The following is a 13,839-nucleotide window of genomic DNA, read 5'->3' as shown; positions in this document are numbered from 1 at the left end:
TCAAACCCCGCCCGAGACGACAGGCGCCTCGTTAACTTCGCGCTTGATGGTAGTTGTAGACGCCGGTGTCATCGTGTGCAGCGGCGTGACCGGGCGCACCGCCGGTCCCGTATGCAAGCGCAGAATCACGTACGTGCCGACATGCGCGCGAAATTGCTGCAATTCACAGTGAATCATTTCGAAACCGCCGTCGCGCGTGCGCACGCGCAGGTTGTGCGCACCGTGCTGCGGGGGTTCGTCGTCGGCCGAGAACAGCCCGGCCACCCGGCAAGCATCTTCCGGATGCAGCAGCGCACGCAGGCCGTCCCGCTTGACGACTTCCGATGCGACACCGGTCGCGCGCCGGAAATGCTCGTCGATGAATTCGTAATGCGTGGCCGGATTGGCCAGATAGAAGATCGAGTCGAGGTGCTTCGTCAGATACGTCATCAACGCATTGCCCAACTGCACCGAGTCGGACAGCACCATGCGTTCGTTCTCGGCGCGCAGCAGCATCTCGTAACGGGTTTGCGCGACTTCCGCGATCAGCTCGGCGCGATACTGCGCGCGGCGCAGGCGCTCGATGAGGGCAACCGCGAGCGGGGTGATCAGCATGAAGCCGGTCACGATCAACGCATCGCGGCGATCGAGCGCGGCGATGTCGCGAAACGGCGGCACAAAGAAAAAATCGAAAATCGGAATGCTGATGACCATCGCCATGATGGCCGGGCCCAGCCCCCAGATGAATTCGACGATGATGGCCGCACAGACGAAAAACAGACCCGGCATCGAGTGGTCGAGCACCGGATGCAGCAGGCTGCGAACAAGAAACGCAGCAAATACCACCATTAGCGCACCGACGTAACGCTTTGCGCCGGGCTCCGCCCAACGTCGGGCGTTTCTGATATCCATGATTCACCGCCGACGTTCGCCGACGCTCAATAATCCGTAGTTGGGCCCCATCATAGGGCACCGCTGTTACAAAATATTACGGATTATCGCACGGCCACTCTTGACGTTCCGAAGCTGTGAACCCTGATTCAGTCGCGCCCGAACAACATCGGTACGGCGGACCAGCACTGGCGCGGGTTCGCAGCCGATACCGGATCGGTTGACAGGGAAAAACCGGTGACAAAAGTCCACAAGACCCTACAGGGCCGAAGGGTAACGAATGCACCGGTAATAACTTGAAAGGCGGCAGGGGCTTGCCAGGGCCGGTCGGGTCACGCCGATGGCGATCGTCAGCGCAACATGAACGACATCGCCGACAGGCAGTTGAGTATGCGCACGGCAGCCTCGGCGCTCGGCGCGACATACTGCAACGTCACACCGTCGACACGTTCGAGCGTCGGCCATTGGCAGAAGAGATCGGCCAGCGCAGTGGTCTGCGCCTGAAGACGCACTTCGACGGGCGTCTGCACCGTGTACGGGTGCCATTTGCGCCGGTCTTCGAGCGACGCCTTCGCCGCCTCGCGAATCAGTTCGCACGACTCGGACGGGCTCAACGTCATGCCGCTGCCCTGCCCCCACGCCGCCTTCGTCTGCACGAAATGGGCGTGCGGGTAGATCAGTTGCGTCTCTTCGCAGAAGACGTCGTCGCCACTGGCCATGACCATCGGCACGCCGCGCTCGCCCGCGAGGGCGCCGTACAGCATGGCTTCGCTCGCCTCCACGCCCGCCAGCCAGACGCGCGCAAAAGCGAAGCTGTTGATGGTGTGAGCCAGTATGCCGGCGCTTTGCGCTTTGCCGTGGTACCCGATCATGAAGAGCGCGTCGCAGCCCGCTTCCACGCCGGCCACCATGCCGAGATAGCGCGGCTTGCCCAGCACGAGACGGGCGCGCGGATCGAGTTCGTCCGGCAACAGGTTGCGAAAACCGCCGTGCGAGTCGTTGACGATCACCTCGGTCGCGCCGCCCGCGAATGCCCCTTCGACGGCCGCATTGGCTTCGCGGGTCATCCAGCGGCGGGCACGCTCGTACTCGCCATTGCCGGCGCGTGTCTGTTCGACGTGGAAAACGCCCGCGACGCCTTCGATGTCGGTGGAGATCAGGATTCGCATAGTGTCAGTGATGTCGTGAATGGCTCGCGGGCGGACTCAGAGCGTCGCCCAGTCCGGCAGCACGTCGTCCAGCGCGCGCCGCACGTGGCCGTCGCGCCCGAGCACGGACTCGGCGGCGAAAAGCGCGTGCAGAATCGCCTGCTCGGTGGCGTCGGCCGTGGCCTGAAAAATCGGATCGAGGAGCGGATCGGGCACCAGCGCGGCCGGGGCGACCCGGCCCATCGCGTCGTGCGGCACCGTGTAACCGGTGGTGAAGGCGAGCGCGACGTCGCCGCTGCCATGGCCGTAGACGGAGCCCGTGCGCGCGAGTCCTGCGCCGGTGCGCGTGGCCACACGGCGCAACTGACGCGCATCGAGCGGCGCGTCGGTGGCCACCAGCATGATGATGGAGCCGCGCTCCGGCGCGGCGCTCTGCTCGGGCTGCGCAAGGCGTTCGTCGAGCACGGGCCCGACGTGGCGCCCGGCAATCGTCAATTGCGAGGGGCGTCCGAAGTTCGACAGCACCAGCACACCGACGGTAAACGTCGCCCCGGCCGTCTCCACGACACGCGACGCCGAGCCGATACCGCCCTTCAGACCGAAGCTGGACATGCCGCGCCCCGCGCCGACCGCGCCCTGCGCGAAGTCGGACGCCGCACTCGCCAGCGCCTGCGCATAGTGCGCCTCGCTAACGGCGAACGCCTGCATATCGTTGAGATACCCGTCGTTGCACTCGAACACCGCCGGATTCAGCGACGGGCTGCCGCGCCCGATACCCGGGTTCGCCGCGATGGCCGCACGCAGCTGGCCGAGCACCACATGGCTCACGGAAAAGGTGTTGGTGAGGGCTACCGGAGCTTCGAGCAGGCCGAGCTCGTCGATCTGCATCAGACCGACGCTCTTGCCAAAGCCGTTGATCACCGCGGCCGCCGCGGGGATCTTGCTGCGAAACGGGTCCCATTGCGCGCTCGGGGACGACACCCCTGCCCCGTCGCCGCGAACGTGAGCCGACGTCACCGATGTGGCGGGCGTGGGGCACACCACGGTGACACCCGTCTGCAACGGGCCGTCGGCGAGCGTGGCATGCCCGACGTAGACGCCGGGCACGTCCGAGATGGCGTCGCGCGGCCCCGCGGGCAGACGCCCGATGTGGGGTGCACCGAACGATGCTTCGCGAAAATCTGACGTGGGCATCACTTCGCGCTCCTGCAAATAGGTCAATGCGTCAATGCCGGTCGAGTTTCGGATCGAGCGCGTCGCGCAGGCCGTCACCCAGCAGGTTGAACGCGAGCACGGTCAGGAAGATGGCCAGGCTCGGGAAAATGGCGATGTGCGGGGCATTGACCATGTCGGCGCGAGCTTCGTTGAGCATCGCGCCCCACTCCGGCGTAGGCGGTTGCGCGCCCAGACCGAGGAACGACAGGCTCGCGGCCGTGATGATCGAGGTGCCGATACGCATCGAGAAATATACGACGATTGACGACACCGTGCCCGGCAGAATGTGCCGCATGATGATCGTCCAGTCCGAAGCGCCAATGGAGCGCGCCGCTTCGATATACGTCAGATGCTTGAGCACCAGCGTGTTGCCGCGCACCAGACGGGCGAACGCCGGGATCGAGAAGATGGCGACGGCCACGATCACGTTGACCATGCCGTTGCCCAACACCGCCACCACGCCGATGGCCAGCAGAATGCCGGGGAAGGCGAAGAGCACGTCGGAGATACGCATGACGATGCGATCCCACCAGCCTTCGTAATAGCCTGCCAGCAGCCCGAGCACCGTGCCGATCACCGCGCCCAGCGCCACCGAGCCGAAACCCGCCGCCAGCGAAATACGCGTACCCGCGAGCACGCGGCTGAAAATGTCGCGCCCGAGCGAATCGACCCCGAACCAGTGCTTCGCGGACGGCCCGGCGTTCAGGGCGTCGTAGTCGAAGAAGTTCTCCGGATCGAACGGCACGAGGTGCGGCGCGAGGATCGCAATGACGACCAGCACCAGCACGAACGCGCCCGCGACCATGGCGATGTGCTGCTTCTTGAATTTGCGCCAGAACTCGCGCCACGGCGTGCGCACACGATTGGCGCTGGCCGTGGCGGCAGGATTGGCGGCAGTAGTGGATTGACCCGCGTTCATTGTGCGTGCCTCACTTATAACGAATGGTCGGGTTGATGACGGCGTACAGCACGTCGACCACGAGGTTGATCAGAATGAACTCGAGCGAGAACAGCAGCACCAGCGCCTGAATCACCGGATAGTCGCGCATCTCGACCGAGTCGATCAACAGACGTCCGAGGCCAGGCCAGTTGAACACCACCTCGACGACAATCGAGCCGCCGAGCAGGAAACCGAATTGCAACCCCATCATCGTGACGACGGGGATCATGGCGTTGCGCAGCGCGTGCTTGAACACCACGCGCATTTCGTTGAGCCCCTTCGCACGTGCGGTGCGCACGAAATCCTCGTGCAGCACGTCGACGAACGCCGAACGGGTAAAGCGCGCCATCACGGCAGCCACCGCCGCGCCCAGCGTGATCGAGGGCAGGATGTAGCTCTTCCACGAATCGGCGCCGATGGTCGGCAGCCAGCCGAGCTGCACCGAAAAAATCTGCATCAGCAACATGCCGAGCGCGAACGCCGGGAACGAAATGCCCGAGACGGCGAACGTCATGCCCAGCCGGTCGGGCCAGCGATTGCGCCACACGGCCGACGCCACGCCCAGCCCCATGCCGATCATCACCGACCAGATCATGCTCACCAGCGTGAGCCACAACGTCGGCATGAAGCGGCTGGAGATCTCTTCCGACACCGGTTGCTTGCTGCGCATCGACAGACCGAAATCGCCACGCACCGCGTGCGTGATGAAATGCGTGAACTGGGTGAGCAGCGGCTTGTCGAGACCGAGATCCTGACGCACCAGCGTCACGGTCGCCTCGTCCGCCTGCGGACCGGCAGCCAGACGCGCCGGATCGCCCGGCAACATGTGCACGAAGCCGAACACCAGCACTGCCACGATGAGCAGCGTGGGGATCAGGCCGAGCAGGCGTTTGAGAAAGTAATTGAGCATCGCAGTCTTGCCGAACGTCTTGCCAAACCATGTCTTGCGGTAGACCGCGCCACCAGCCGATGCCGGCGGCGCGGGGAACATCACACTCGCTCACACGTGAGCGTCGCGCTTACTTCATCGAGATATCGGTGAAGTTGAACGAGCCGTCAGGCATGGTGTACACGCCCGACAGGTTCTTGTTGCGCGCATACAGCAGCTTTTCCGTCACGAGGAACGCCCACGGGGCGTCGTTCCAGATCTTCTGCTGGGCGTCCGTGTACAGCCTGGTCTTCTCGGCACGGTCGGTCGTTTGCAGCGCCTTGTTGAAGTCGGCGTCGACCGCGTCGTTCTTGTAGTACGCCGTGTTGAACAGCTTGGGCGGGAACGATTCCGACGCGAGCAGCGGACGCAGCGCCCAGTCGGCTTCTCCCGTCGACGACGACCAGCCCACGTAGTACATGCGCACCGGCGCCTTATCGGGGTCCGGTGCCGACTCAACCAGCTCGACACGCTGACCGGCTTCGAGCGCGCGCACCTGCGCCTTGATGCCGACCTGCGCCAGTTGCTGCTGCACGAACTGGATCACCTTCTGTGCCGTCGTGAACGTGTAGGCCGACCACAGCGTGGTCTCGAAACCATTCGGGTAACCGGCTTCCTTGAGCAGTTCCTTCGCCTTGGCCGGGTTGTAAGGCCACGGGCCGGTTTTGACGGCGTAGTCCACACCATGCGGCACCACACCGTCGGCCGGGGTGGCGTAGCCTGCGAAGGCCACCTTCACCAGGGCGTCCTTGTTGATGGCGTAGTTGATGGCCTGACGCACACGCACGTCGTCGAACGGCTTCTGCTTCGTGTTGAGGCTGATATAGCGCTGGATGATCGACGGACCGGCGATCACATCCACCTTGCCGCTGGTCTTCAGGCTGTCGGCCTGTTCATACGGCACCGGGAAAGCGAAGCCCGCTTCACCCGTCTGCATGACGGCGGCACGCGTGTTGTTGTCGACCACCGGCTTGAAGGTGATCGTGTCGACCTTCGGATAGCCCTTCTTCCAGTAGCCGTCGAACTTCTTCACCTTCACGTAATCGGTGCGGTTCCATTCGACGAACTCGAACGGACCGGTGCCGACCGGGTGCGAGGCGATGTCCTTGCCGTACTTCTTGAGCGCTTCGGGCGAGATGATCACGGCCGAGGGGTGTGCCAGCGTGTTGATGAACGGCGAGAACGGCTCTTTGAGCGTGAACTTCACCGTGTGCGGATCCACCACTTCCGTCTTGCCGATTTCCTTGTACAGGTTGTAGCGCTTGAGCTTGTTCTCCGGGTTCGTCACGCGGTCGAAGTTCGCCTTCACGGCGGCGGCGTCGAAGTTCGTGCCGTCCTGGAACTTCACGCCCGACTTGAGCTTGATCGTGTAGACGAGGCCGTCCGGCGAGACCGTGTAGCTATCGGCCAGCACGTTCACGAGCTTCATGTCCTTGTCGAAACCGAACATGCCTTCGTAGAACGACTTGGCAACGGCTTGCGACAGCGTATCGTTCGCGTCGTACGGATCCATCGTCGTAAACGTCGACTGCACGGCCATCACGACATCCTTGGCGGCGAACGCCGGCGCTGCCCCAAGCATGGCCGACGCCACGGCGACGGACGCGAGCGCGGTTTTCCACCGAGTGCCCAACAAAGCGTTTTTCGACATCTGTCTTTCTCCTTCTGGTCTGACGAGGTGGCCGCGGGCGAGTCGCTGGACTGCGTCCCTTGGCGGGCGTTATGGCTACAACGAGAAGTGCAACGGGGTGCTGCCTGAAACTGCCCGGAAGGTTGGCCCTTCCAGGGGAAACCGGATCGAATGCCGCTCATTGCCGGATCGATAAACGATCAATAAGCGATCAATAAGCGCCTGCCACGCGATGACGCGCCACGAAGTGCCCCGCGCCAACCTCCACCAGTGGCTGCACCTGCGGGTCGTCGCCGAGCGCGCGGATCGGGCTCGGAATCTCTTCCGTCAACAATTCCCGCCTGGCGTGACGACGCGCCGGATCGGCAATCGGTACGGCCGACATCAGCTTCCTCGTGTACGGGTGTTGCGGGTTTTCGAAAATGGCGCGACGCGGGCCAATCTCGACGATCTGCCCGAGGAACATCACCGCCACCCGGTGGCTGATGCGCTCCACGACCGCCATGTCGTGCGAAATGAACAGGAACGCGATGCCGAACTCCTTCTGCAGATCGAGCATCAGGTTGATGATCTGGGCCTGCACGGAGACGTCGAGCGCCGAGACGGATTCGTCGGCGATCACGACCTTGGGCTTAAGCGCCAGCGCGCGGGCAATGGCGATACGCTGACGCTGACCGCCCGAGAACTCGTGCGGATAGCGCTGCGCGTAGTCGGCCGGAAGTCCAACGCGCTCCAGCAACTCGGCCACCCGCCTCTCGGCTTCGGCGCCCTTGGCCACGCCGTGCACCAGCAGCGGCTCCATGATCGAGAAGCCCACCGTCAGACGCGGATCGAGCGAGGCAAACGGGTCCTGGAAGATGAACTGGATGTCGCGGCGCAATGTTTGCAAGGCGCGTCCGGCGAGATCCTGGATCGGCTGGCCGCCGAATTCGATGGAACCGCCCTGGCTCGCGACCAGACGCAGCAACGCGCGGCCGGTCGTCGACTTGCCGCAACCGGACTCGCCCACGAGGCCCAGTGTCTCGCCCGGATACAGATCGAAACTCACCCGTTCGACGGCGTGCACGCGTTGCTTGACGCGACCGAAGAAGCCGGACGGCACGTCGAAGCGAGCCACGAGATCCTTGACGCGCAGGATCGGACCGGCGTCCGTCTTGACGGGTGGCTGCGGCGTTTCGGCAACGGGTTTGGCGTCGGCCGGGGCGTCGTAGCGCAGCAGCGGGAAACGCGCCGGCAGATCGGTGCCGTGCATCGAGCCCAGGCGCGGCACCGCCGAGAGCAACGCCTGCGTGTAGCGCTCGCGCGGGGCGGCGAAGATTTCCGCCGACTTGCCTTCTTCCACCTTGTCGCCGCGATGCATGACCAGCACACGATCGGCCACTTCGGCCACCACGCCCATGTCGTGCGTGATGAACACCACGCCCATGTGCATTTCTTCCTGCAATGCGCGAATCAGTTGCAGGATCTGCGCCTGAATCGTCACATCGAGTGCGGTCGTCGGTTCGTCCGCAATCAGCAAACCCGGTTTGCACGAGAGCGCCATCGCGATCATCACGCGCTGACGCATCCCGCCCGAGAGCTGATGCGGGAAGCGGTCGAGCACGCGGCGTGCCTCGGGAATGCGAACGAGTTCGAGCATACGCAGCGCTTCGGCACGCGCAGCGGCGGCGTGCTTGCCCTGGTGCAGACGAATGGATTCCGCGATTTGCTCGCCCACCGGGAAGACCGGGTTCAGCGAGGTCATCGGCTCCTGAAAGATCATCGCCATGTCCGCACCGCGAATAGTGCGCATGGTGTGGCCGCTCGCGCGTGTCAGGTCGACGAGCTTGCCGTTGCGGCGGCGCATGATCATCGAGCCCTGGGTGATGCGTCCGCCGCCGTTCTCGACCAGACGCATGGCGGCCAGCGACGTGACCGATTTGCCGGAGCCTGATTCGCCCACGATGGCGAGCGTCTCGCCACGGTCGACATGGAAGGAAAGGTCGCGCACGGCCGTGACCAGGCGCTCGGACGTCGCGAACTGCACGGTAATGCCGCTCACGTCGAGCACGCGCTCGTCGGGCAACGAAATCATCGGGGTTGTCTTACGCTCTGCCACGCCTGTCCTCGCTAATCTTCGCTTGCTGAATCTGGTGCTGCGGGCGTGGCCGTCATCGGCGCTGCCCGTTTTTTCCGGACGTTACTCGTGAATCGCCGTCACCGGCGTTTCACCCACACGCGCCACGCCGCGATACATGCCTTCGGTGTTGAACGGCAACGCCACATTGCCCTGTGCGTCCACGGCGATCAGACCGCCGCGTCCCTGCACACGCGGCAGACGCTCGTGAATCACGCGCTCGGCGGCGTCGGCGAGCGACAGGCCCGCGTAGGCCATCAACGCCCCCACTTCGTAGCACGCTACGGTGCGAATGAACGCTTCACCGGTGCCGGTCGCCGAGACAGCGGCCGTCGCATCGTTCGCGTAACAACCCGCGCCAATGAGGGGCGAATCGCCCACCCGGCCGATGGCCTTGTTCGTCATGCCGCCCGTGGACGTGGCCGCTGCCACGTGGCCATGGATGTCGCAGGCGACTGCGCCGACCGTACCGAACTTGGTGTCCGGATCGATGGGCTCCTTATTTGACGTATTGGACGGACGGGAGGTCTCAGTCGCCTTGAGCGGCATATCGTGATCGAGCGACACGGCGGCGTTGGCCAGCGCCCGTTGCAACTGGGCGTAGCGCGCTTCGGTGAAAAAGTAGTCCGGCTCGACCAGTTCCGCCCCGTGTGCGGCGGCGAACGCTTCGGCGCCGTCGCCCACGAGCAGCACATGCGGGCTGTGTTCTAGCACCGAGCGCGCGGCGAGGATCGGGTTGCGCACGCGATGGACGCAGGCGATCGCGCCGGCGTCGAGCGTGGTGCCGTCCATGATCGCGGCGTCGAGTTCGTGCGTGCCTTCGTGGGTAAACACGGCGCCGCGTCCCGCGTTGAAGCGCGGACAGTCTTCGAGATGACGCACGGCTTCGGTTACGGCGTCGAGTGCCGAACCACCCGCGGCGAGCACGGCCTGCCCGGCGCGCAACACATCGGCCAACGCCTCGTGATAGGCCTTCAGTTCTTCCGGCGACGTGTCGCGGCTGATCGTACCCGCGCCGCCGTGAATGGCGATGACCGCACGTTGGGCGTGACTCATGATGCGCTGTCCTTTCTGTCCTGAATGCCCGGCAACGGGCCGGACACATTGCCGGAATTGCCGGAATTACGGAGGGTGGAGGCGCCCTGCGTGCTGGCGGTCGCCGCAGTGGTGGCGTTCGCCAGCGAGGTCGCCGTGACGTTCGCGGCGGTGGCGCTGGCGGCATGGGCGACGCGTTGCGGCGTGACAATACGGCCCATGACCGGTGACGCGGGGGCATTGGCAGGCGCGTTCGTCGTCGCCAACGACGCCGAGTCGAGCCATGGCAGCAGGAAATCGGTCAGTTCGGTCGCGCGATCCACGGCGTGTTTGGCGCGTTGCGCGACGGCGTCGCAAATGGCGTCGATCATCGCCAGCACGCTCGCTTCGGAGTTGCTCGACAGACGCGGCTTGCTGCGCACGAAGATCACAATGTCGCCCAGCGGGGCCAACGGCGACGTCGGGCTGTCGGTGATCACCATCACGGACACGCCGCGTCCGCGCAGGCGACGGCACAGCGTGACAGTGTCCGATACGTATCGCGGAAAACCGAGTGCGATCACCAGGTCGCCTTCGCGTAACTTGAAAAGCTGACGGGCCGCATGCGTCGAGCCCCCTGCCCCGACCACCGACTGCACGTTTTCGCAGTACGGATCGAGACCGTGGTGCAGCAGCCCCGCGAGGTAGCCGCTGGCGCCCAGCCCGAGCACGTAGATACGATGCGCCTGCAAGATCGATTCGATGGCGCGCTCGCAGGTGCCGGCGTCGAGCGCGCGACGTGTCCAGTCCAGATTCTCGATGGCCTGCGCCAACGACGCGGCCATCACATCGGGACTCGCGCTCGCCTGCGCCTTGCTCGTGCGCAGACTTTCGATGGGCGCGAGCGTCGCCTCGTAACCTCGCACCATGGCCGCCCGGCACTGCGGATAGCCGTCGAAACCGAGGGCACGGGCAAAACGATTGACGGTCGCGAGCGACACGCCAACGGCATCGGCAAACTCATCGATACGCATGGTGGCGGCGCGAAACGTGTTGTCGAGCACGAACGCCGCCATACGCTGCTGCGCAGGCGTCAGTTCGGGCATGGCGCGCACGATCCGCTCAGTGAGCGGTAAATCAGCGGGCAACGAGTCGGCGTCAATCATCGATAGCAGTCATCCTTTGGAGTGAAGGAAAGTATATTTTCATCAACACCCCGTCAAAAGAAAAAAAATAGTTCAAAAGCTACCGGACGATATGCGCCGGTCCTTACATTTCGCTCACACACCCCGCAAACCCTGTCAAAACAAGGGGGACGCGCCACCGTCTCACGCAAAAAGCGGGCATACTAGGGGAAACCCGAATGCACGAACTTGCCGGAGGCTTTGCGATCCGACGCTGAAGTACGGTTTCATCGCCCGGCGATTTTCGACCGGTGCGCAGTATCAGGCAGCAGATTCACAGGACAGTCGAAGGACCGCCTGGGGAGGCTAGGCCGGAGGCGAGTCGTAACGTGCAGTAAACATGGCGTAGTCGTGGGCTTACATCTGCCCCTTACGCTAACGTGAAGAATTCGCCTCAAGGAGCATGACCATGCTGAGCCCGCATGAAATCGCCACGCTGTTGCTGGCGGCCGCCTCCCTTGGCCCGATCGATGCCGACGCGCTTGAAGCGCCCGATCTCGCTGCGCTGGAGCAAGCGCGCCTGGTGCATGTGGCGGTCAACGAGGGACAAACCAAAGTGATGGTGACCGAGGATGGTCGCCGGGTATTACGTCGTCTCGGACTGGAACGTTCGGGCGGCGAGCGCGTGGAAGCGCCGAATCTGACGGTAGCGAACGCGCGACGCGCAGGGACTGAGACGGGAAGTGTGGCGGCGGACAGTTTGTGACGTCGGAGGCCCGCCTGCTTGCCACGTCAACCAAACCGCCCGTGAGAGGGATGAAGTGAGTGAGTTGCGCGAGTTGTATGCGTTGTCCGCATCGAGCGCATCGAGTGCGTTCGGCACGTTGAGCAAATCGCGCGAATTGTGAGTTGAGCGAATGCGCAGGTTGTAGCAGGCAGCGTCGCTGCCTGCGGACTCATCAGAGCATCGCGAAGAACAGGCTTAGACGCGCGAGTACGATCAGCAGAATCTGCATCAGCAGGAACAGCCCCAGCGGCGAAAGATCGAAACCGCCGACCATCGGGATGATGCGACGAATGGGGCGCAGCAACGGATCGAGCAAGTGCTGGAGAATCGGCATGGCGGCAGCGCGCGGATTCACCCACGACAGCACGGCCATCAGCAACGTGAGCCACATCACCAGATTGGCGCCCCACTTGGCCACCAACACCAGCGCCACCAGCAAGCCACGCGGGAACACCGTGACCGGCGACACCCCCACGACGGCAGTGATCAGCACCAGATAGAGGATGGCCGCCAGCCATGCGCCGATCACGCACGCCCAGTCGATGCCGCCCACGCCCGGCACAACGCGCCGCAGCGGCAACACAATCCAGTTCGTGAACTGGAACACCCCTTGCGAGAGCGGATTACCCGGGGGCAGGCGTGTCGCCTGCATCCACACACGCAATAGCAACAAGGCGCCGAATAGCGAGAAAACAAGGTCTAGCAACAGACGGGCGATTTCGACGAGCATCTGGACTCCAACGGATTGTGCGGTCCCCCGCAAAACCGGCATTGTCGCACGCGTTTGCCCGAGTTCAATCACCCCCTAACGCATTCAGTGGATGCTCCCCTTGCGCCCATGGGCTGAGGAAGAACGCTTCGACCTGCGCCACCGGCACATCGGCCAGCGTGGCGAAGCGCCAGCGCGGCTGCTTGTCCTTGTCGATCAGCAACGCTCGAACCCCTTCGACGAAATCTCCCGTCGCGAATGCGTGATACCCCAACACCAATTCCATCCGGAAGGCGTCCGCCAGATCCAGGCGACGCCCCCTCTGCAATTGCCGGTCCGTCACGCACAGGCTCAGCGGTGAGCGCTGCGCGAGCAACCCGAGGGTCTCCGCGGCCCAGGGTGTCTGCGCATCGGCCTCGAGCGATGCCACGACGCCGGGCACGTCGATGGCGCTGAAATGTCTGTCGAGTGTTGCCCTGACGCCGGCGAGCGGCGCGGCATCCGCCCACGTGCGTCCCATCGGCAGGATCGCGGCGCGAAGCGATGCCAACACGTCGGCAGCCCCGGCCAAGTGATGACCTGCCGAGCGCGTCTCGGTGCTGTTCGTCGTGTTGTTCCCATTCCAGTCGAACTGACTCAGCATCTCGCGCAGTCGCGCGGGCGCATCGCCTTCGAGCCAGACGTCGGCGAGTCCGCAATACAGCGCATCAGCCGCCGTCACAGTCGCACCGGACAGGCCCAGGTAGCGCGCGAGCGTCGGTGCGAGATGACCGAGGAACCAACTGGCGCCGACGTCCGGGAACAGCCCGATGCCCGTCTCAGGCATCGCCAGTCGTGTCCGGTCGGTCACGATGCGCAGCGCCGCCCCCTGCGCGACGCCCATACCGCCCCCCATCACAATGCCGTCGAGCAACGCGATATATGGCTTCGGATATCGGTGAATCAGATAGTCGAGCCGGTACTCGTCAACGAAAAACGCCTGATGTTCGTCGAGGTTGTTCAGCCGGCTTTCATATAGCGCGCGAACATCGCCACCCGCGCAGAACGCCTTCTCGCCAGCGCCTTCGATCCAGACAGCCCGCACCGCCGGGTCGTCGACCCACGCCTTGAGTTGTCGCCACATGGCGCGCACCATGCGGTGCGTGATCGCGTTCAGCGCCTTTGGCCGGTTCAGCGTAATCACGCCGAATCCGTTGATCACATCGAACAACACTTCGTCTTGCGCCTCGATGGCGCCATCGTGCAAATTCACTCGCCCTCCTCCCGGCCGTTCGCTGCCGAACGTCAACGTCCCTGCTGCATCGACAACCCCACAACATTGCGCCTCCTCAGACGCACGGTCGTTTTGATCGAGTCAC

The 13,839-nt window shown here is 64.2% G+C and carries 12 protein-coding genes; 1 reads left to right on the top strand and 11 read right to left on the bottom strand.

Features of this window, described 5'->3' with window-relative positions; translation table 11 throughout:
- From ACIPHM_RS10115 to ACIPHM_RS10075, 9 genes are all read right to left on the bottom strand, one after another.
- Positions 1-891, bottom strand: coding sequence for a DUF4118 domain-containing protein (locus ACIPHM_RS10115; protein WP_400327414.1), 891 nt, complete (start codon positions 889-891; stop codon positions 1-3).
- A 329-nt stretch (positions 892-1,220) separates the two neighbouring features.
- Positions 1,221-2,039: a M55 family metallopeptidase gene (locus tag ACIPHM_RS10110; RefSeq protein ID WP_400327412.1), complete on the bottom strand. Its 819-nt coding sequence runs from the start codon at positions 2,037-2,039 to the stop codon at positions 1,221-1,223.
- 36 nt (positions 2,040-2,075) lie between these two features.
- A complete protein-coding gene (locus ACIPHM_RS10105) occupies positions 2,076-3,212 on the bottom strand; it encodes a P1 family peptidase (protein ID WP_400327411.1) in 1,137 nt (378 codons plus the stop codon).
- A 31-nt stretch (positions 3,213-3,243) separates the two neighbouring features.
- Positions 3,244-4,152: a glutathione ABC transporter permease GsiD gene (gene gsiD / locus ACIPHM_RS10100; protein ID WP_400327409.1), complete on the bottom strand. Its 909-nt coding sequence runs from the start codon at positions 4,150-4,152 to the stop codon at positions 3,244-3,246.
- A 10-nt stretch (positions 4,153-4,162) separates the two neighbouring features.
- A complete protein-coding gene (gene gsiC / locus ACIPHM_RS10095; protein WP_400327505.1) occupies positions 4,163-5,083 on the bottom strand; it encodes a glutathione ABC transporter permease GsiC in 921 nt (306 codons plus the stop codon).
- Between the two features lie 109 nt (positions 5,084-5,192).
- Positions 5,193-6,752 (bottom strand): glutathione ABC transporter substrate-binding protein GsiB, encoded by a 1,560-nt coding sequence (gene gsiB, locus ACIPHM_RS10090; protein ID WP_400327408.1) that lies wholly within the window; start codon positions 6,750-6,752, stop codon positions 5,193-5,195.
- 190 nt (positions 6,753-6,942) lie between these two features.
- Positions 6,943-8,805: a dipeptide ABC transporter ATP-binding protein gene (locus ACIPHM_RS10085; protein WP_400327406.1), complete on the bottom strand. Its 1,863-nt coding sequence runs from the start codon at positions 8,803-8,805 to the stop codon at positions 6,943-6,945.
- Positions 8,806-8,910: 105 nt separating this feature from the next.
- Positions 8,911-9,903 (bottom strand): isoaspartyl peptidase/L-asparaginase family protein, encoded by a 993-nt coding sequence (locus tag ACIPHM_RS10080; protein WP_400327404.1) that lies wholly within the window; start codon positions 9,901-9,903, stop codon positions 8,911-8,913.
- Positions 9,900-11,027 (bottom strand): MurR/RpiR family transcriptional regulator, encoded by a 1,128-nt coding sequence (locus tag ACIPHM_RS10075; RefSeq protein ID WP_400327402.1) that lies wholly within the window; start codon positions 11,025-11,027, stop codon positions 9,900-9,902. Before ACIPHM_RS10075 ends, ACIPHM_RS10080 begins: the two co-directional genes overlap by 4 nt.
- Positions 11,028-11,454: 427 nt before the next feature.
- Here ACIPHM_RS10075 and ACIPHM_RS10070 point away from each other — a divergent pair, with 427 nt between their 5' ends.
- Positions 11,455-11,751, top strand: a complete 297-nt coding sequence (locus ACIPHM_RS10070; RefSeq protein ID WP_400327401.1) for a hypothetical protein — start codon at positions 11,455-11,457, stop codon at positions 11,749-11,751.
- Between the two features lie 193 nt (positions 11,752-11,944).
- On the opposite strand, the gene ACIPHM_RS10065 is transcribed toward ACIPHM_RS10070, so the two are convergent.
- Together ACIPHM_RS10065 and ACIPHM_RS10060 are read right to left on the bottom strand one after the other, a co-directional pair.
- Positions 11,945-12,502, bottom strand: coding sequence for a YggT family protein (locus tag ACIPHM_RS10065; RefSeq protein ID WP_400327399.1), 558 nt, complete (start codon positions 12,500-12,502; stop codon positions 11,945-11,947).
- 64 nt (positions 12,503-12,566) lie between these two features.
- On the bottom strand, positions 12,567-13,733 hold the full coding sequence (locus ACIPHM_RS10060) for an enoyl-CoA hydratase/isomerase family protein (protein WP_400327398.1): 1,167 nt from the start codon (positions 13,731-13,733) through the stop codon (positions 12,567-12,569).
- Positions 13,734-13,839: the final 106 nt, after the last annotated feature.

Origin of the sequence: Pandoraea sp. NPDC087047, from assembly GCF_044745225.1 — a bacterium.
Classification (GTDB): domain Bacteria; phylum Pseudomonadota; class Gammaproteobacteria; order Burkholderiales; family Burkholderiaceae; genus Pandoraea.
The sequence above is the reverse complement of the archived record's forward strand: the minus strand, read 5'-3'. Positions and strand labels throughout refer to the sequence as shown.

Excerpts from the sequence above, each read along its gene's own strand:
- ACIPHM_RS10115 (WP_400327414.1), bottom strand. The coding sequence starts at position 891 with ATGGATATCAGAAACGCCCGACGTTGGGCGGAGCCCGGCGCAAAGCGT.
- ACIPHM_RS10110 (WP_400327412.1), bottom strand. The coding sequence starts at position 2,039 with ATGCGAATCCTGATCTCCACCGACATCGAAGGCGTCGCGGGCGTTTTC.
- ACIPHM_RS10105 (WP_400327411.1), bottom strand. The coding sequence starts at position 3,212 with ATGCCCACGTCAGATTTTCGCGAAGCATCGTTCGGTGCACCCCACATC.
- gsiD (WP_400327409.1), bottom strand. The coding sequence starts at position 4,152 with ATGAACGCGGGTCAATCCACTACTGCCGCCAATCCTGCCGCCACGGCC.
- gsiC (WP_400327505.1), bottom strand. The coding sequence starts at position 5,083 with ATGCTCAATTACTTTCTCAAACGCCTGCTCGGCCTGATCCCCACGCTG.
- gsiB (WP_400327408.1), bottom strand. The coding sequence starts at position 6,752 with ATGTCGAAAAACGCTTTGTTGGGCACTCGGTGGAAAACCGCGCTCGCG.
- ACIPHM_RS10085 (WP_400327406.1), bottom strand. The coding sequence starts at position 8,805 with ATGATTTCGTTGCCCGACGAGCGCGTGCTCGACGTGAGCGGCATTACC.
- ACIPHM_RS10080 (WP_400327404.1), bottom strand. The coding sequence starts at position 9,903 with ATGAGTCACGCCCAACGTGCGGTCATCGCCATTCACGGCGGCGCGGGT.
- ACIPHM_RS10075 (WP_400327402.1), bottom strand. The coding sequence starts at position 11,027 with ATGATTGACGCCGACTCGTTGCCCGCTGATTTACCGCTCACTGAGCGG.
- ACIPHM_RS10070 (WP_400327401.1), top strand. The coding sequence starts at position 11,455 with ATGCTGAGCCCGCATGAAATCGCCACGCTGTTGCTGGCGGCCGCCTCC.
- ACIPHM_RS10065 (WP_400327399.1), bottom strand. The coding sequence starts at position 12,502 with ATGCTCGTCGAAATCGCCCGTCTGTTGCTAGACCTTGTTTTCTCGCTA.